The 17,805-nt window shown below is 41.1% G+C and carries 12 protein-coding genes, 1 other RNA gene and 2 pseudogenes; 6 read left to right on the top strand and 9 right to left on the bottom strand.

All coding sequences use genetic code 11. The features are described 5' to 3' along the window. Window positions 1-46: 46 nt before the first annotated feature. Window positions 47-443: a transfer-messenger RNA gene (gene ssrA, locus BSAG_RS24540) on the top strand. Window positions 444-641: 198 nt separating this feature from the next. Here the strand turns inward: ssrA and BSAG_RS0223415 are convergent. After that, window positions 642-1,880 (bottom strand): annotated as a pseudogene (locus BSAG_RS0223415) (PDDEXK nuclease domain-containing protein). 146 nt (window positions 1,881-2,026) lie between these two features. Further along, entirely contained in the window at window positions 2,027-3,454 is a 1,428-nt protein-coding gene (locus BSAG_RS05645) for a DUF4419 domain-containing protein (protein ID WP_008771165.1), read from the bottom strand. Between the two features lie 217 nt (window positions 3,455-3,671). Here BSAG_RS05645 and dinB point away from each other — a divergent pair, with 217 nt between their 5' ends. The 3 genes from dinB (at window position 3,672) to BSAG_RS05660 (ending at window position 7,937) form a co-directional block, all read left to right on the top strand. Further along, complete coding sequence (gene dinB / locus BSAG_RS05650; RefSeq protein WP_004301910.1) at window positions 3,672-4,763, top strand: DNA polymerase IV; 1,092 nt, start codon at window positions 3,672-3,674, stop codon at window positions 4,761-4,763. 478 nt (window positions 4,764-5,241) lie between these two features. Further along, window positions 5,242-7,176, top strand: coding sequence for a heparinase II/III family protein (locus tag BSAG_RS05655; protein ID WP_004313417.1), 1,935 nt, complete (start codon window positions 5,242-5,244; stop codon window positions 7,174-7,176). 59 nt (window positions 7,177-7,235) lie between these two features. Continuing rightward, on the top strand, window positions 7,236-7,937 hold the full coding sequence (locus BSAG_RS05660; protein ID WP_004313416.1) for a DUF4627 domain-containing protein: 702 nt from the start codon (window positions 7,236-7,238) through the stop codon (window positions 7,935-7,937). 160 nt (window positions 7,938-8,097) lie between these two features. Here the strand turns inward: BSAG_RS05660 and BSAG_RS05665 are convergent, their stop codons facing one another. After that, window positions 8,098-9,276, bottom strand: coding sequence for a C1 family peptidase (locus tag BSAG_RS05665; RefSeq protein WP_004313415.1), 1,179 nt, complete (start codon window positions 9,274-9,276; stop codon window positions 8,098-8,100). A gap of 93 nt (window positions 9,277-9,369) precedes the next feature. Further along, the gene (locus BSAG_RS25345; RefSeq protein ID WP_004301914.1) at window positions 9,370-9,507 is read right to left on the bottom strand and encodes a hypothetical protein; all 138 of its coding nucleotides are present in this window, start codon (window positions 9,505-9,507) and stop codon (window positions 9,370-9,372) included. 324 nt (window positions 9,508-9,831) lie between these two features. Here BSAG_RS25345 and BSAG_RS05670 point away from each other — a divergent pair, with 324 nt between their 5' ends. Further along, window positions 9,832-12,558 (top strand): transglutaminase domain-containing protein, encoded by a 2,727-nt coding sequence (locus tag BSAG_RS05670; protein WP_004313414.1) that lies wholly within the window; start codon window positions 9,832-9,834, stop codon window positions 12,556-12,558. Between the two features lie 102 nt (window positions 12,559-12,660). Here the strand turns inward: BSAG_RS05670 and BSAG_RS05675 are convergent, their stop codons facing one another. From BSAG_RS05675 to BSAG_RS05690, 4 genes are all read right to left on the bottom strand, one after another. After that, on the bottom strand, window positions 12,661-13,416 hold the full coding sequence (locus tag BSAG_RS05675) for a copper homeostasis protein CutC (protein ID WP_004313413.1): 756 nt from the start codon (window positions 13,414-13,416) through the stop codon (window positions 12,661-12,663). A gap of 64 nt (window positions 13,417-13,480) precedes the next feature. Beyond that, entirely contained in the window at window positions 13,481-15,016 is a 1,536-nt protein-coding gene (gene rny, locus BSAG_RS05680) for a ribonuclease Y (RefSeq protein ID WP_004313412.1), read from the bottom strand. 124 nt (window positions 15,017-15,140) lie between these two features. Then, entirely contained in the window at window positions 15,141-15,431 is a 291-nt protein-coding gene (locus BSAG_RS05685; RefSeq protein WP_004304741.1) for a cell division protein ZapA, read from the bottom strand. Window positions 15,432-15,442: 11 nt separating this feature from the next. Next, window positions 15,443-15,757: a hypothetical protein gene (locus tag BSAG_RS05690; protein ID WP_004304743.1), complete on the bottom strand. Its 315-nt coding sequence runs from the start codon at window positions 15,755-15,757 to the stop codon at window positions 15,443-15,445. Between the two features lie 436 nt (window positions 15,758-16,193). Between BSAG_RS05690 and BSAG_RS0223410 the strand changes: the two genes are divergently transcribed. Next, on the top strand, window positions 16,194-16,397 hold the full coding sequence (locus BSAG_RS0223410; RefSeq protein WP_004313410.1) for a hypothetical protein: 204 nt from the start codon (window positions 16,194-16,196) through the stop codon (window positions 16,395-16,397). A 145-nt stretch (window positions 16,398-16,542) separates the two neighbouring features. On the opposite strand, the pseudogene BSAG_RS05695 reads toward BSAG_RS0223410, so the two are convergent. Continuing rightward, window positions 16,543-17,561, bottom strand: a pseudogene (locus BSAG_RS05695) (LacI family DNA-binding transcriptional regulator). Window positions 17,562-17,805: the final 244 nt, after the last annotated feature.

Below are 17,805 nucleotides of genomic sequence, written 5' to 3'. Positions count from 1 at the left end.
TTAGAAAGCGTTCTAAACAATCGCTATTCTGTACGAATAAAAATTTGGGCTTGACTGGATTTGACAGCGGGCAGAAATGGTAGGTAAGCATGCAGTGGGTCGGTAATTTCCACTTAAATATCAGTTATCAAAATTTTATCTGGCGAAACTAATTACGCTCTTGCTGCTTAATCGAATCACAGTAGATTAGCTTAATCCAGGCACTAGGTGCCAGGACGAGACATCACTCGGAAGCTGTTGCTCCGAAGCATTCCGGTTCAGTGGTGCAGTTACATCGGGGATAGTCAAAGGCGGCCTCGCACTTTTGATGAAACTTTAGAGGATAAGGCAGGAATTGATGGCTTTGGTTCTGTTCCTGCACGAAAAATTAGGCAAAGATAAGCATGTAGAAAGCTTATGATTTCCTCGTTTGGACGAGGGTTCGATTCCCTCCAGGTCCACAATAAATGCTGATTTTTAGTGTTTTATGAGATTTGCACCCCGCTTTACATACTAGTAATGTAAAGCGGGGTGTTTTTGTTTTATTTAATATTTCTATTTTCTGTGATATTCATCTGTTCGTCAATGCTCGGGGCGAATCGGTCGTTGTATAGGTGGCAGACGACTTAAATGTCAAGACTGTCACAACGGGACTGATCGGATTACTTTTCGTCTTTCTTGTTATCGAGTAGCTGTGATAATTCTTCCTCCACTTCCTCGATACTTGGCAAGGCGGATTTCAGATTTTCGGGAATGGCTTTGCTTAGCTGGTAGTCGCTTACTCCTATGGGCTGTGCATAGCCCGTCAAGGCATATTGTGCTACTACTTCATCCTTGCCTTTGCAGAGCAACAATCCTATTGTCTTGTTGTCGTTTTCACCTCTCAACTGGTCGTCTACGATGTTCATGTAGAAATTCAATTGCCCTGCATATTCTGGCTTGAATGGAGTAGCCTTTAATTCTACGACTATATAGGCGTGAAGTTTTATGGAGTATAGGATAAGGTCTGCATAAAAATCGCTGTCCCCGACTTGGAAATGTTTCTGTTTGGCTACAAAGGCGAAGCCGTTCCCCATTTCCAATAGATACCTTGTGACGTGTTCTACAAGCTGTTTTTCAATATCCCTTTCATCTGCCAGTTCTTTTGTACCTGCTACATCGAATATATACGGGTCTTTCAGCAAATAGTTGGCTAAGTCACTTTGAGGGGCGGGCAAGGTCTTTGTGAAATTGTTGACTTTCTGTGTTTCTATCTGCCGTTTGAACAGATTAGTCTCAATCTGTATCTTTAATACGTTGCTGCTCCATCCGTTTTCAACGGACTGTTTCATGTACCAATATTTGTTTCCTAAGGGTAATGAGCTATCCAATAGTATCACATGACTGGTCCAGTTTATTTTTGAAATGGGAGAACAAACAAAATCCTTTTCAATATCATCAATGGATGTTTGCAGCATTGCGGAGATTGTCTTGTCTATCTTTTGAATTTGCGCAAGAGGTTCTTGCGTAATTGGTAAACAGTTCAGTTCATCAGTCAAGGATAGCATATTGGGGATTGTTGGCGTTCTCAACACCTTGTCACAAGAAAGCATTCTTTGTAATATCTCTAGTGGGTATGTTCGGGCAAACTGACACATATAGGTAAGGCTTCTCGCTGAATATCCTTTCTTTTCGGGATAGTGCATCTTGATAGCCTTTGAAATCTGACTTATGACTTTTCCGCCCCAACCTAATCTTTTTTGGTGGTATAGAATGAAGTTCCCCAATTTCTAATAGTAGAACAGCATTTGTGCATTGGCTGCAACAATCAATTTCACTTGTGCATGTTCTATCTCAAAGCCTATTGCATGAATGAGGGCTTCAAAGTCTTTTCTTTCTATGGGATGGTTTGAACTTTCCATTTCTTTTATTTAATTGAATGATAAGGCAAAGGTAATTAAAATATCACAATTGATTGAATTTGTTCATGGCAATAGAATTTACCCCTGTTACAAAACTGTAGCAAGGGTAAGTTTTTTAGTATATGGCTTTTGGATAGCCTCTTTTATTATGGAGTCATAAATGAAGCACTCCCACTTCGCGAACCATTTATTTTTATATCCGTGTCAGGCAATAATCTTTTGATACGCTCTATTCCCTCTTTAGTGATTTTTCCATGTAAATTCAACGATCCGATTTTAATCTTTGATATTTCATCAGGTATATCAATTGTGTCGATAAACTGGATATCCAACCTTTTTATTTCTTTGAGCTCCAACAGTACAGCCGGAAATTCTTTTACTCTGATATTGATGCCGCTTCCCCAACCATCCTTTTGAGCATCAGCACTCAATTTACTTTTTAATCCCTCCTTATTAACATCTTTCTTCCTGACCATCCAACCAATTTGCGGTCGCAGAGCAAAAGTCTTGCTGTTCTGCTCTAATCCGATAAATCCTGCCCAAAATTCTAATGGAGTTTCTTTGACAGCGTCGCCATATACTTCCTGATACTTTACATCTACCTTCACTATCTCATCAGGGAGGCAATTTCTGCCTTCAAGCTGTTTCAGATTATTTCTTTTCCCTTCCTTATCGTAAGGGAAAAACTTCACGATCCATCCATCAATAATGTTTGGGGCTCCGTATCGTTTCTGTGAATGATATTTAAACATGTTGCGCCAAAAGTCCTTATTAACTTCTCCTTTGGATGCTTTGACAAATTCTTCCAAAAGAGGTTCCAGTTCTGAAATCCACCAATCGAGTTTGTATTCTTTCAAGCCTCTGGCTTTGTACAGTAGTTTTTCCCAGTCCTCCGGTGTTCCTTCGAGAGTTATTTCAGGTATTCCACAGACAATGCGTATGATTATAAACTCAAAGTAAGGTTTCACAGCTTCCATGATTGTTATTTCGGAAGCAACTTTCTCTAAAGAGGTAGTTGTTGAAAAATTGCAGGTGAGCAGCTCGGTCAGATGATTACCGGCGTATTGGGATATTTGTTCTGTAAATTGCGGGAAGATTTCCTCCCATGAAAGAGTAGGGTCCTCCAATTTTTTGTCTTCTCTTACAATTAAGGATAGTTTGCCGGAGAAATCAACAAGCTCATTTCTCATAGATTCCTGATTGGCATTGATATGGCGTGCAAATCCCTGGCTGATTAATAGCCAAATCATGTCCGGGGACAATACAAATGGCCTGTGATCCGCATAAGCCTGATACATACCGTTGAAAAAAGAATTAGGACCAAAAGAAACGAGACTGTCGGGAGATTCACTCTTTGCAATGATATGATAAGGAACCTTGATATTCTTCTCTTTTATCTCATAAGGTTCTATGTCCATATCTGATAATATAAGACTTTCGTAAATTTCATTTGGGGAGTGTAGATTGAGTAATTCTTCAGGCTTTGAAAGCTTTTCAACCTTAAAAGTGATTCCATTTTGAGCGAATGTAGAAACACTGCAAAATATGAATAAGCAAAATAATGTGTTTTTCATAATCTTAAAGAGTTGTATGGTGCCACAAACTTATTAACTACCTCTATATTTTGAATAGACGATATGCAAATATAATATTATAAGAACTGTCTTTGACGAGATATTGAATGTTTTTTTTGACTTATATCTATAAAAATCATAAGCATATTATTTCTTGAACCAATAAGCAGGATTTATTCGGGAATTTATAGTAAGTTTGCTCTGCTAATCCCAAACAATGACGCAGAGAAAGATTATACATATTGACATGGATGCCTTCTATGCCTCTGTAGAGCAGCGTGATAATCCAGAACTTCGTGGCAAGCCTTTAGCGGTAGGTCATGCAGAAGAGAGGGGAGTCGTGGCTGCTGCCAGTTATGAAGCCCGGCGTTACGGTGTCCGTTCCGCCATGGCTTCGCAAAAGGCGAAACGTCTTTGTCCCCAACTCATTTTTGTACCTGGCAGGATGGATGTTTATAAATCCGTTTCCCGTCAGATACATGAGATTTTCCACGAATATACGGATATTATCGAACCTCTGTCTTTGGATGAGGCTTTCTTGGATGTCACTGAAAATAAGAAAGATATTTCCCTGGCTGTGGATATAGCAAAGGAAATAAAGCAGAAGATTCGGGAGCAGCTCAACCTTGTTGCGTCTGCCGGAGTTTCTTATAATAAGTTTCTGGCTAAAATAGCTTCGGACTATCGCAAACCGGATGGCTTATGCACCATTCATCCGGAACAAGCCCTTGATTTTATAGCCCGTCTTCCTATCGAATCTTTTTGGGGAGTGGGTCCGGTGACTGCAAAGAAGATGCATCTACTTGGCATCCACAATGGACTTCAACTACGAAAATGTTCTCTTGAAATGCTGACAGCACATTTCGGAAAAGCCGGCGCACTATATTATGAGTGCTCACGAGGAATTGACGAACGCCCTGTCGAAGCAATTCGTATCCGTAAATCCATTGGCTGCGAACGTACATTGGAACGTGATATTTCAGCCCGTTCATCGGTCATTATCGAACTATACCATGTGGCAGTAGAGTTGATTGAACGTCTTCAGCGAAAAGACTTCAAAGGCAACACGCTTACCCTGAAAATCAAGTTTCATGATTTTAGCCAGATAACCCGAAGCCTTACTCAATCGCAGGAACTCACCACCTTAGACCGGGTACTCCCACTTGCAAAAGAATTGCTTAAAAGTGTCGAATTTGAGCAACATCCAATCCGGCTCATCGGTCTTTCCGTCTCTAATCCAAAAGAGGAAGCCGATGAACAACACGGTGTCTGGGAACAGTTGAGTTTTGAATTTAGCGATTGGGATTGAAGGCGAAGGGGAAGAAATAGAGGGATGAAGAAGAAAGAATAGAGGTGTGAAAAAGAAGAGAATTAAAGAATGAAAAAAGAAAGAGGATAGAATATCCAAACAGATACTTTGTCTGAAGTAAAACAGATACTCTATTTGAAATAAAATAGAGCCTTTATTTGACCTAAACAGAGCCTCTGTTTGGAATAAATAGAACCTCTATTTTCTCCAAAGGAAGCCTCTGTTTTCTAAAACTGCATCTTTGTTTTTCCGAAATGAAAACCCGGTTTCCGTGTGACTTAAATTGTTTTTATAGTGACTTAAATTGTTTCTACAATGACCTAATTTGTTTTTATAATGACTTAAAAGCCTAAAATATAGCAATTAAGAGTACTATTTTTGAAGTATGTACTTTTTTGTCATCAGGTTCGTATGATTTACTCACCTCATTTTTTATCAGATACGTTATCTTTGCAATACTTAAATGAATGAAAATACCATGAATCGAATGAAACATTTATTTTGTGTTCTTTTACTAGCAGCTTTAGGAAGTTTTTCTTTCAAGGCAAACGCTTACACCGAACGCAATATGCTGCAAAAAGCGGCAGACGAAACTACGTTAAAAAACGTGTTGGTAATGAAACAAGCATGGGTGCCTTATCCTGCTTATACAGATCGTGTCGCCTGGGATTCTTTGATGGGCCCCAATAAGCAACGCCTCATCGAAGCCGGCGAAAAACTCCTCGACTATAAATGGCAACTGATACCTGCCACCGCTTATCTGGAATATGAACGTAGCGGTAACCGTAAAATAATGGAAGTTCCTTATGACGCCAACCGCCAGGCACTTAACGCCTTGATGCTCGCCGAACTGGCCGAAGGGAAAGGACGTTTTATCGACCAATTACTGAACGGAGCATATATGAGCTGTGAAATGAATTCATGGGTTCTATCCGCACACTTGCCCCGCCAGAGTAGCAAACGTTCACTTCCCGACTTCCGCGAACAGATTATCGACCTCGGTTCAGGCGGATACGGAGCTTTAATGGCCTGGGTACACTATTTCTTCCGCAAACCATTCGACAAAATCAATCCTGTGGTATCTTTGCAAATGCGTAAAGCAATCAAAGAACGTATTCTCGATCCGTATATGAACGACGACGAAATGTGGTGGATGGCTTTTAACTGGAAACCGGGAGAAATCATCAACAACTGGAATCCCTGGTGTAACTCCAATGCCTTGCAATGTTTCTTACTGATGGAGAACAATAAGGATAAGTTGACAAAAGCTGTTTATCGTTCCATGCAGTCAGTCGATAAGTTTATCAACTTCGTGAAATCCGATGGTGCCTGTGAGGAGGGAACCTCTTACTGGGGACATGCCGCCGGAAAGCTCTATGACTATTTGCAGATACTCTCTGATGGCACAGGCGGTAAACTGTCTCTGTTCAACGAACCGATGATTCGCCGGATGGGAGAATATATGTCCCGCTCATACGTAGGCAATGGCTGGGTGGTGAATTTTGCTGATGCATCGGCACAAGGCGGGGGCGATCCTTTGTTAATCTATCGCTTCGGTAAAGCTGTAAACAGCGATGAAATGATGCACTTTGCCGCATACCTGTTGAATGGAAGAAAACCGTATGCTACCATGGGCAACGATGCTTTTCGTTCGCTTCAATCTCTACTTTGCTGTAATGAGCTGGCAAAAGCAACTCCGAAACATGATATGCCGGATGTAACCTGGTATCCCGAAACGGAATTCTGTTATATGAAGAATAAGAACGGTATGTTTGTTGCCGCTAAAGGCGGATTTAATAACGAAAGCCATAACCACAACGATGTAGGAACCTTTTCTTTATATGTAAATACAATTCCTGTGATAATTGATGCCGGTGTAGGTACATATACCAAACAGACGTTCGGCAAGGACCGCTATACCATCTGGACCATGCAGAGCAACTATCATAACTTGCCGATGATTAACGGAGTACCGCAGAAATTCGGGCAGGAGTATAAAGCTACCAATACCGTTTGCAATGAGAAGAAACGGATGTTCTCTACGGATATAGCTACTGCTTATCCGGCAGAAGCGAAAGTGAAAAGCTGGGTTCGCTCTTATGCTCTTGATGATAAAAAACTTATTATTGGTGATATTTATACGTTGGATGAGGCTATTGCTCCTAATCAAATGAACTTTTTAACTTGGGGCAATGTGACTTTCCCGTCAGCCGGAAAAATCCGCATCGAAGTAAAGGGACAAAAGGTAGAAATGAACTATCCGTCGCAGTTTAAAGCCGAACTGGAAACAATCAAACTGGATGATCCGCGCCTGTCTAACGTATGGGGCAAAGAGATTTACCGTATCACACTAAAGACTGAAGAAAAGAAAGTGACTGGTAAATATGGATTTGTTATTCAACAAGTGAAGTAGGGTGAAATAGATTTTTAAAGCTAGAAAAAATAAAGTATAAACAATTAAATCACAGTAAGATGAAAAAAGTATTATTTGCCGGGCTTTTGGTCCTTGCAGGAGTAAGCGTAAGTGCGCAGAACCTGATAAAAAACGAAAAATTCGCCACTGAAGTAAAGACTAAAGTGACTAATGCCAACAAAGCTACCGCAGGAGAGTGGTTTATCATGAATAATGAAGCTGACGGTGTAACTACTATTGCTTGGGAAGAAACAGGAGATGCCAAATATTCGAATGCAATGAAATTGGATAACTCCGGTGCTGAAAAGAATCTCTCTTGGTATAAAGCTTTCCTGGGACAACGTATTACCGATGGTTTGGACAAAGGTATCTATGTTCTTACTTTCTATGCAAAAGCTAAAGAAGCAGGAACTCCGGTCAGTGTATACATCAAACAGACCAATGAGGAAAAGAATGATAATGGTAAGTACAATACTACTTTCTTCATGCGTAGAGACTATGACGCAGATGCTCAACCAAATGCTTCGGGCGCACAATACAATTTTAAAATTAAAGATGCCGGTAAATGGACTAAAGTAGTGGTTTACTATGATATGGGACAAGTGGTAAATGCTATTAGCAGCAAGAAAGCAAATGCTAACTTGGAAGTGTCTGATACAGACGATGATGCTGCTATTTTGAAAGATTGTTATGTGGCTATTCTTTCCCAGAACAAAGGCGGCGTTGTAGAAATCAGCGACGTGACATTGAAAAAGAAATAAAGAGCAAAGGATTTAATATAGTAGGTTAACAAAAAAATAGGGCAGTGAAGTAGTGATACTTCTTTGCCCTATTTCTTTTGTTATATGAAGATAATGGAGAGTTCCGAATAAATAAATGTATGAAACAGTCAATCTCCCTTCGGGACTGATTTCATGCGATTTATTGAATACCGAGTTTCTTCTTCAGTTCCTTAGGCAGAGAATCTTTGTGTACCATCACACAGATTGTTTTAGCACGTACATAGCTTTCAGACATATTCAGATAACCTCCGGATTTGTTGCTTTCCGCTCCCCAGGAATTCTTGGTGATATAATATTTAGTACCATTCTGATCTTTTACAATGCCGGTGATGTGCATCAAGTGGTCGTCAGTTGTCACAAACTTCTCGTAACCATCCTGACGGATTTCCGGTGTTACGTTGATTTCCGGATAAGGATGCTCAAACTTGAACACTTCGTCCATTCGTTGATATTTTGGCATTTTCTCAAAACGGGCACGGTCGGTTGTAGAGTAATCTTTCACATCCTCCACTTGCGGATTGATGGCGATTCCGTTCTTGAAAGAGAAACCCTGTTCGCTTACGTCACCGTCCCAACATACAGTATATCCTTTGTTCAGTGCGTAGTCGATAACCCCGATCAGTTCGTCCAACGGAAGATTATACATCGGCTGGTTTTCCCAGTTGTCGGGAACTTCAGGCGAGAATGTCTCATAATAAGGCTTGTGAGTGAAACTAGTCAACTCAACGTAATCATCCATATTCAATCCCAGACTTTCTGTGAAAGATTGAGGAGTATATTCTTTTCCTTTATAAGTGAACTTTTCGGGAACCTTACCCAGATAAATATCGAACAGATTATTAATAAGCGCATCAAATTGCGGAGTACGCTTTTTAGATTCAATATTTGCGTCTACCAATGCTTTGAGGTAGCGTGACAATGCTCCGTGATTGTGGTCTTTCTTATCGCCCGGCAATCCGGTGTACACTTCTTCCGGAACGATTCCCGCTTTCTTATAAGCGTTTTTGAAAGTGTGTGCCAAACTTCCTTCACCGATACTTCCTTTACCACGACGGAGATAATTGTCCTCCATCTGATTCATGTACTTTTGGCGGACGATAAACATTTCCGAGAGATCATATTCTCCTTTTCCCATTCGGAGCAGTTCCGACTCCATGAAAGAAGCGGTGGCAAAGCACCAGCAGGTTCCTGTGGAACCCTGATCTTTAACAGGCGTTGCTTGGTGAGACACAACGGTTGTGAACTCATAACCAGGTGTTTGTGCAAAAGAGGTTACGACCAATATGAGGAGCGCAACCGACATAAATAGCTTTTTCATAATGTGTTTTATTATCTTTCTTCTGCAAATGTATAAAAAAAGCGAGGATACTCGAAAGTTCCTCGCTCTATTTATTATAATTAGTGTGTTTATTTACATGGCAACCTGCTGTGACAGCAGTTTTTGAAGTTTACCGTTTAATGTTTGGCACATGGCACCATTTCCCATTGCTTGATAGCGTTTAATACGGTACTGTAACATCATAATTTTTTCATTTGCATTCTTTTTCATAATTTGTTTCCTCTTTTTTTGCCCTCCACGTTTTGAAGAGCGGTTTTACATCTTGTTTTCTCTAATAACACTGCAAAGATACAAATTGTTTTCGAATTATATGCTGTAAAACATAAAAATCTTCTTTTTCTTTTGAATTTTCTTTTTATGAGGGTTCGAACACGGTCTATATTACAAACCTGTTACAAAATTCCCGGATTTTCCCATCAATGACAATATTATTCTTATCTATCACATTTTTATGTACTTATCTAGGTATTCAGAAAATATTCTTCTATTTTTGTCAGTCAGCAACCTTATTAATAGAATAAACCAAACACTTATATGAAAACATTCACCCATCTTTTGTGCGTCCTGATTTTGTCGATTGTACTGTTTGCTTGTAACAATGCTCACTTCCTCAAAGAAGAATCCTACCGGAATCAAGTAGTTCAAGACTTTGAGCAGAAAAAACAGGCACTTCCTCATGGAGATTTATTTGCGATCTTTGGTGATTCCGCTCTGTCAGTGTACGAGCGCGAAGCATTGATGTTTCTCTACGCTTATATGCCGATAGGGGATGTGACGGACTATCCGGGAGATTATTACTTGGAGAATGTCCGGCTGTCGAAGCAGACACGTGAAGAGATGCCTTGGGGCAAAGAGATTCCCGATGAAGTGTTCCGTCATTTTGTTCTGCCGATCCGGGTGAATAACGAGAATCTGGATGATTCCCGCCGTGTGTTTTATGATGAACTAAAAGACAGGGTGAAGGGACTGCCGATGAAAGACGCGATATTGGAGGTGAACCACTGGTGTCACGAGAAAGTAGTCTATCGTCCGAGTGACGCGCGCACCAGCTCACCATTGGCATCTGTCAAAACTGCGTATGGACGTTGTGGCGAAGAGTCTACATTTACGGTGGCTGCGCTCCGGGCAGTCGGTATTCCGGCACGGCAAGTGTATACGCCCCGCTGGGCGCATACGGATGATAACCATGCTTGGGTGGAAGCATGGGCGGATGGACATTGGTACTTCTTTGGAGCTTGTGAACCGGAACCGGTTTTGAACCTGGGATGGTTTAATTCCCCTGCCAGTCGGGGAATGTTGATGCATACTAAGGTTTTCGGGCGTTACAACGGTCCGGAAGAGATTATGCTTGAAACACCCAATTACACAGAAATTAATGTGATTGATAATTATGCCCCTACTGCCAAAGCTATCGTAACGGTGACGGATGCCGACGGCCAACCGGTAGCAGATGCCAAAGTCGAATTTAAGATATACAATTATGCGGAGTTCTATACAGTAGCCACGAAATATACAGATGCAGAGGGGAAAGCCAGCCTGACTGCCGGTAAAGGAGATATGTTGGTTTGGGCATCCCGCAACGGACAATTTGGTTATGCCAAAATCTCATTTGGAAAAGATGATGCATTGCAACTCTCTTTAAATAGAAAAGAAGGTGAAGCCTATTCCTTGCCAATGGATCTTGTACCTCCGGTGGAAGGAGCGAATATTCCCGAAGTCACTCCCGAACAACGGGCGGAAAATGATCGGCGGATGGCGCAGGAAGATTCAATCCGCAATACGTATGTAGCAACAATGATGACGGAAAAACAGGCCAAAGAGTGGATAGATAAACTATATGGAAATACCTTACAACCGGAAAAGAAAGAAAAATTAGTAAACTTCCTGGTTGCTTCGCGAGGAAACCACCAAACCTTGAAAGACTTCCTTTCAGCTATCCGAAAAGAGAAAGACGCTGTTTCATGGGAAGAAATACGGGCTATATGGATATTAGAGAGTCTTTCGGCTAAAGATCTCCGCGATGTAACTCTGGATGTATTGAATGATCATCTGCTGACTAATATCTCGGATTGGGAGAAGATAGAGACTGATTTATTTAAAAGAATGTACCTCAATCCTCCTCGTATAGCTAATGAAATGTTGACTCCTTATAAAAAGGTACTTCGTGAAGCCATTGAAAAAACAGTGTACCAGTCTGTGCCCGATAGCATGAAACGTGATCCCAAAGTATTAATAGAATGGTGCAGAAAAGAGATTAAAATCAATAATGAACTGAATTCCCAACAGATTCCTATTTCTCCGATGGGAGTATGGAAAGCACGGGTGGCTGATGAAAAGTCGCGTGACATATTCTTTGTGGCAGCTTACCGGAGCATGGGATGGGCGTCCGCTGCCTGGATTGATGAAGTGACCGGAAAGGTGCAGATTCTAAATGAAGAATTTGCAAAGGAAGATGTCAACTTCGATACGGCAGAAGCTGCACAGTCTCGAAAGGGAGTATTGCAAGCTACTTATACTCCTATCCGCTCTGTGGAAGATCCTAAATATTATTCGCATTTCACTCTTTCCAAGTTTAAAAACGGCACATTCCAGTTGCTTAATTATGACGAAGGAGAGACGGATATGGGGGATGGAACTACCTGGCGTAATTTATTAAAATATGGGAGAGAGCTTGATGAAGGCTATTATATGATGGTGACCGGAACTCGGTTGGCAAGTGGCGCGGTGCTTTCCAACAGTACATTTTTTACTATAGAACCCGGTAAGACAACCACCGTTGACCTTGTGATGCGTGAAAGCAAAGATCAGGTGCAAGTGATCGGCAATTTTAATTCGGAAGCGACCTATCGTCCGGTTGACAGCACTGAACAGCGGAGTATTCTGCAAACCTGCGGACGTGGCTATTTTGTAGTAGCTGTGCTTGGAGTGGGGCAGGAACCTACCAATCATGCGCTAAGAGATATAGCCGCTTTGGGCAATGACTTCGAACAATGGGGGCGTAAGATGGTCTTTCTTTTCCCTTCGGAAGAACAATACAAGAAATTTAATGCCGACGAATTTAAAGGACTTCCGTCTACCATCACCTACGGTATTGATGTCGATGACAGCATCCGCAAAGAAATAGTGCAGGCTATGAATTTGAACAATTCTATTCTGCCGGTATTTATCATTGCAGATACATTTAATAGGGTAGTCTTTGTTTCTCAAGGATATACAATCGGTTTGGGTGAGCAATTGATGAAAGTTGTACATGGGTTATAGAAAAGAGGAGGTATACAATAATCGTTAATTCTTGCCCTTAATGCGTTTTTTCGGAAAAGAATGATTATCATTTCTTATTATATAGTGGAGATAAACAGTCACCTATATTCTTTTGTGTAAAGTTTCGATCGTCTCTTTCACTCTTCGCACGGAAGTCACATTCCGTTCGTATTCATTGATGTGTACCGTACCTCCCATGGAGATGGCTTCATTTTTGAATATCATTTCGCTCTGAATACTTTCACGTGCCGAGAAATGAAACTCGTTGATTCCGGTTTCTGCGGCAATGCGTGCGATATTATTTTCATTTACTCCGCATCCGGCGAGTAATGTGATTCTTCCGGCAGCCTGTTTCTGTAACTCTTTTAAAAGGGGGATTCCCTGTTCAGCCGTAGGTTGCTGGCCGGAAGTCAGAATACGGTTACATCCCAGTTTGATGATCTGTTCCAATGCTCTCTGCGGGTTACGGCATACATCAAATGCCCGGTGAAAAGTCACAGATAGCCCTTGAGCAGCTTCCATTAGTTTCTGCATTGCTGGCAAGTCTACTTCACCCTCTGCTGTCAGGCAACCGAATACCACTCCGTCTGCCCCTAATTTCCGTGCAATTTCAATATCTTTCAGCATTGTCCGGATTTCGATATCCGAATACAGAAAATCTCCTCCACGAGGCCGGATAATAACGTGCAGGCGGGTATGAGTCAGTACTTCCCTTGCGATGGCGATCTCACCATAGGAGGGCGTTGTTCCACCTTCCGGTATTCCGGCACACAGTTCCACACGGTCTGCACCACCTTTCTGTGCGGCCAGGCAACTTTCCACTGAATTGGTACAAATCTCAAATTGATACTTTCCCATAGTCGTGTATTAAAAAAGGGCGAATTTCTTCGCCCTTATATGAATCTTCTTTTGAATCGTTACGTTATTTAGCGAAACTTACCGCACGTGTTTCACGGATGACGGTAATCTTCACTTGTCCCGGGTAAGTCATTTCATCCTGGATCTTCTTGGCGATTTCACCTGACAGGCTTTCTGTCTGCTTGTCGTCAATCTTATCTGCACCAACGATAACGCGGAGTTCGCGTCCTGCCTGGATAGCATACGTCTTTGTTACACCCGGATAAGCCATTGCCAGCTGTTCGAGATCGTTCAGACGCTTGATATAAGCCTCTACGATTTCGCGGCGTGCGCCCGGACGTGCACCGGAGATGGCGTCACAAACCTGTACGATAGGAGCCAGCAGACTGGTCATTTCTGTTTCGTCATGGTGAGCACCGATAGCGTTGCAGATATCCGGTTTTTCTTTGTATTTCTCGGCAAGTTTCATACCCAACAATGCGTGCGGCAATTCCGGTTCTTCATCAGGCACTTTACCAATATCATGCAGCAAACCTGCACGTTTTGCTTTCTTCGGGTTCAGTCCCAGTTCTGATGCCATCACAGCACAAAGATTGGCTGTTTCGCGTGCATGCTGCAACAAGTTCTGACCGTATGAAGAACGATATTTCATCTTACCGATGATACGGATCAATTCAGGATGCAGACCGTGGATACCCAAGTCGATGGTAGTACGTTTACCCGTTTCGATAATTTCTTCTTCCACCTGTTTGCGTACTTTAGCTACCACCTCTTCGATACGGGCCGGATGGATACGTCCGTCAGTCACAAGCTGATGCAGGGCCAAACGGGCAATTTCACGGCGAACCGGGTCGAAGGCAGAAAGAACGATTGCTTCCGGGGTATCGTCTACAACGATTTCAACACCGGTAGCAGCTTCCAGAGCACGGATATTACGTCCTTCACGTCCGATAATACGTCCCTTGATTTCATCCGATTCGATATGGAATACTGTAACAGAGTTTTCAATGGCAGTTTCCGTAGCCACCCGTTGGATAGACTGGATAACGATACGTTTGGCTTCTTTGCTGGCAGTTAATTTAGCATCATCCATAATGTCGTTGATGAATGATTGTGCCTGCGTTTTAGCTTCTTCTTTCAGTGATTCTACCAGGCGTTCTTTGGCCTCTTCGGCAGACAATCCGGAGATTGCTTCCAGTTTATCGATTTCCTGCTGTTGCAGTTTATCGAGTTCTTCTTTTTTCTTGTCAACAATCACAAGTTGCGCTTCTAGATTCTCTTTTACCGCTTCGGCTTCCATCTTTTTACGTTGGATTTCTTCCTGACGCTGGCTAAGTACCATTTCACGTTGCTTCAACTTGTTTTCCGCTTGCTGAATCTTCTGATTCCGCAATGCTACCTCCTTTTCAAGGTCCGCTTTCTTATTCAGGAATTTCTCCTTCACTTCCAGCAGCTTGTTTTTCTTAATTACTTCCGCTTCCGTCTCCGCTTCTTTCAGGACATTGTCGTATTTGGATTTCAGTACATACCGGAATAGTATATATGAAAGGACTCCTCCTACGATGAAGCAAGCAATTGCTGTTGCTATTATTGCTATCATTCTACATTTAATTTAAGTATATAAATAAAAACGCACCGCCAAATATCAAAGCAATTATTTTTGCTTGGATATTGTGCAGTGCGTGGTTGTTTTATCTCTTATCAGCGAATAGCCGGTCGGGGATTTATTCTTCCTTAAAATAATCCTCCAGCAATTCTGTCAGTTCTTTTACCTTCTCCACATAGGGGCTGGTATCATTACGTTGCATCAATTGCAGTCTCTCTAACGAGAACTGATAGGCTACCATGGCAATAATTTTTTCGGGTTCCAGATTTTTATAGACTTCCCGATACTTATTAAGCCTGATATTTACCTGCTTGGCGGCTTCCCGTACCATTTGTTCTTCCTCGCGGTTGATGGTTAACGGGTAGTTTGAGTCTGCTATCTGCAGGTTTATCTTTATTTTATCGTTCATACATCTTCTTCTTATTCATTCAACAAAGCGATGCATTTATCGACTTCACGCACTAATTTTGACAATCGCAGCTTCGTCTCTTTTACGTCGCTGCCGTTAAGGCTGATTGCCGTAGCTGTTTTTAGGTTTGTATAGCTGACTTCCAATTCATCGTATTGAGCTTGTACCTTCTCGTTTTTCAGCTTTTCATTTTCGAGAAGCTTCTTCAACTCGGCATTTTCACGCTTAAGTTCATCGTGCAAATAAATCAAATGCCGTAGTTGCGTTTCAAAGGAATTCAATAACTTTTTTTCTTCTTCTGTCATCACTACACCAAAATTGTACACAAAAATACGATTAACTCTGATATTACAAAAACTTTTCGGGAGAAAATGTTCTTTTTAGCCTAAATTAGCTATGAACGGAGGGGAAAGTAGAGTATTGCATAGGAAGCAAATACAGCCTGCTTATAATATTATGGTATATTTTAAATTAATGCGAATTAGTAATTGAAAATGAATTGTCATTCATTTTTGTACGATTCTGAATCATTACAAAATCGATTAAATTTTTCTACTGGGTATTTATTTTCAATCTTTCTATTTCTTCTTTCACCTTTTCTCTGTCTCTTCGATGAATAAGGAGTTTGCGGGTGAAGAGTAACAATTTCACCATCTCTTCACCTGTAGCGAGTAGTTTCAAAAATAGTTTCAAGGCTTGAAACAATCTGTTTCACACCGAGAAACACTTCGTTTCGCTACTTGAAACAAAGTGTTTCCCGCCTTGAAACTTTTAGTTTCAAACAAGGTTGAAACTAATTACGAAATAGCTTTACTAATTTTACTCAATGGTGGAATCTGGAGGCTGCAATTTGATTTGATTCACGATGAAGAGCAGGTGAAGGGGCGGCTATTCACCTACAAACTGCTTGTTTATCGGCCATACAGAAGAAAAGTGAAGGAGGTGGAAGAATTGGACGTATTATAGAGAAAGAGCATTGAATGATTCAAAACTGTATAAATCTGAATTCTTCTTTTTTGTTGGTATCGTAAAAAATACTATTCAGTAAACTTTTTAACTTCGGTATGTTTTTCAGGAAAGTATTAAGATATAATATCTGATAGATAAGTCATTAATATACCTCCAAACGTGGCGTCGATGCACGCATTTTGATTTCCGCATCCAACACGATTGAATGATTGGGAGATGCCGGATCTTTGATTTTCTCTAAAATAAGTTCGGCAGCTTTTTTCCCCATCTGGTACAAAGGCGGTTCTACTGTAGTCAATTTGGGATAGACTATGTTGGAAAGTTCAGTTCCTGAAAAACTGGCTACGGCGATTTCTTCGGGTATTTTTTTCCCAAGTTCCCTCAATCTGTTCATAGCTCCAATGGCCAATGTTTCCGTAAAAGCGAAAATAGCATTGAAAGGAATATTTCTTTCCACTAATATATCCGCAGCTTTTTTCCCTTCTTCAAAAGTCATACCGGTTTTTATCAGCATATTATTCTTATCAAAAGGAATCCCGAATTTAGCCAAAGCGTCTTTGTATCCTCTGACACGTTCTATGGAGTTGTAAATATCGTCCGGTCCCTGTATATGAACAATCTGTTTGCGTCCGCTTCGGATCAGACTTTCTACAAGAAAGAATGACTTCATATAATCGTCCACTATTACCTGCGGGACTTCAAGTCCATAGGGAATACGATCATAGAACACCATAGGCATTCCCGCTTGCTGTAAACGAGCATATTCCTCCTTATTCCTTTTATAACTGCAAAGACAGATGATGATGCCATCCACCATGAATCCTTCCATCAGTTGCAGGTTCTCTTTTTCTTTTTCCGGATCTCCTCCCGACTCTGCAATAATCACCTTTATATTTTTGGTGTGAAGCACTTCTTGTATTCCGTTTATTACTCGTGAAGCAAACGGCGTAACCATTTCAGGAACGATCACCCCCACGGTATTGGTATGTCCGTATTTAAGGTTGATTGCTACAGGGTTTGGTCTATATCCCAATCTTTTAGCTGCTTCTATCACCTTTTCTTTCGTTTCTTTACGGATATTCTTGTCATCCCCCAATGCACGAGATACAAGACGGATATTGACAAATGTCGAGCGATGTCTTTTATGGTTATATACTTCATGCTGAATGATTGTTTAAATCAAAGCAAAGATATTGATTTCAAACAATAAATCCTAATATTGGAGTAAAATACGAATCCCATTTGCCTTTGTGTAATGCTTTTGTAACGTTTGCAGATTTTGGGAACGTTCCCGCAATCGTTTGCAGGCAAAAGAGTTAGGAAAAAACTTTTTTTCAAGCTCTTGTTCTTTATCTTTGCTACATCAACATGATGTCGAACTAAAGAAAAAGAACTATGAAAACAC

The sequence above is a fragment of the Bacteroides sp. D1 genome (assembly GCF_000157095.2).
Taxonomy (GTDB): Bacteria; Bacteroidota; Bacteroidia; order Bacteroidales; family Bacteroidaceae; genus Bacteroides; species Bacteroides xylanisolvens.
The sequence above is the reverse complement of the archived record's forward strand: the minus strand, read 5'-3'. Positions and strand labels throughout refer to the sequence as shown.

Bases quoted from the DNA above. Each gene is read 5' to 3' on its own strand.
- BSAG_RS05665 (WP_004313415.1), bottom strand. From the start codon at position 9,276: ATGAAAAAGCTATTTATGTCGGTTGCGCTCCTCATATTGGTCGTAACC.
- BSAG_RS05655 (WP_004313417.1), top strand. From the start codon at position 5,242: ATGAATCGAATGAAACATTTATTTTGTGTTCTTTTACTAGCAGCTTTA.
- BSAG_RS05670 (WP_004313414.1), top strand. From the start codon at position 9,832: ATGAAAACATTCACCCATCTTTTGTGCGTCCTGATTTTGTCGATTGTA.
- BSAG_RS05675 (WP_004313413.1), bottom strand. From the start codon at position 13,416: ATGGGAAAGTATCAATTTGAGATTTGTACCAATTCAGTGGAAAGTTGC.
- BSAG_RS05685 (WP_004304741.1), bottom strand. From the start codon at position 15,431: ATGAACGATAAAATAAAGATAAACCTGCAGATAGCAGACTCAAACTAC.
- BSAG_RS05645 (WP_008771165.1), bottom strand. From the start codon at position 3,454: ATGAAAAACACATTATTTTGCTTATTCATATTTTGCAGTGTTTCTACA.
- BSAG_RS25345 (WP_004301914.1), bottom strand. From the start codon at position 9,507: ATGAAAAAGAATGCAAATGAAAAAATTATGATGTTACAGTACCGTATT.
- rny (WP_004313412.1), bottom strand. From the start codon at position 15,016: ATGATAGCAATAATAGCAACAGCAATTGCTTGCTTCATCGTAGGAGGA.
- dinB (WP_004301910.1), top strand. From the start codon at position 3,672: ATGACGCAGAGAAAGATTATACATATTGACATGGATGCCTTCTATGCC.
- BSAG_RS05660 (WP_004313416.1), top strand. From the start codon at position 7,236: ATGAAAAAAGTATTATTTGCCGGGCTTTTGGTCCTTGCAGGAGTAAGC.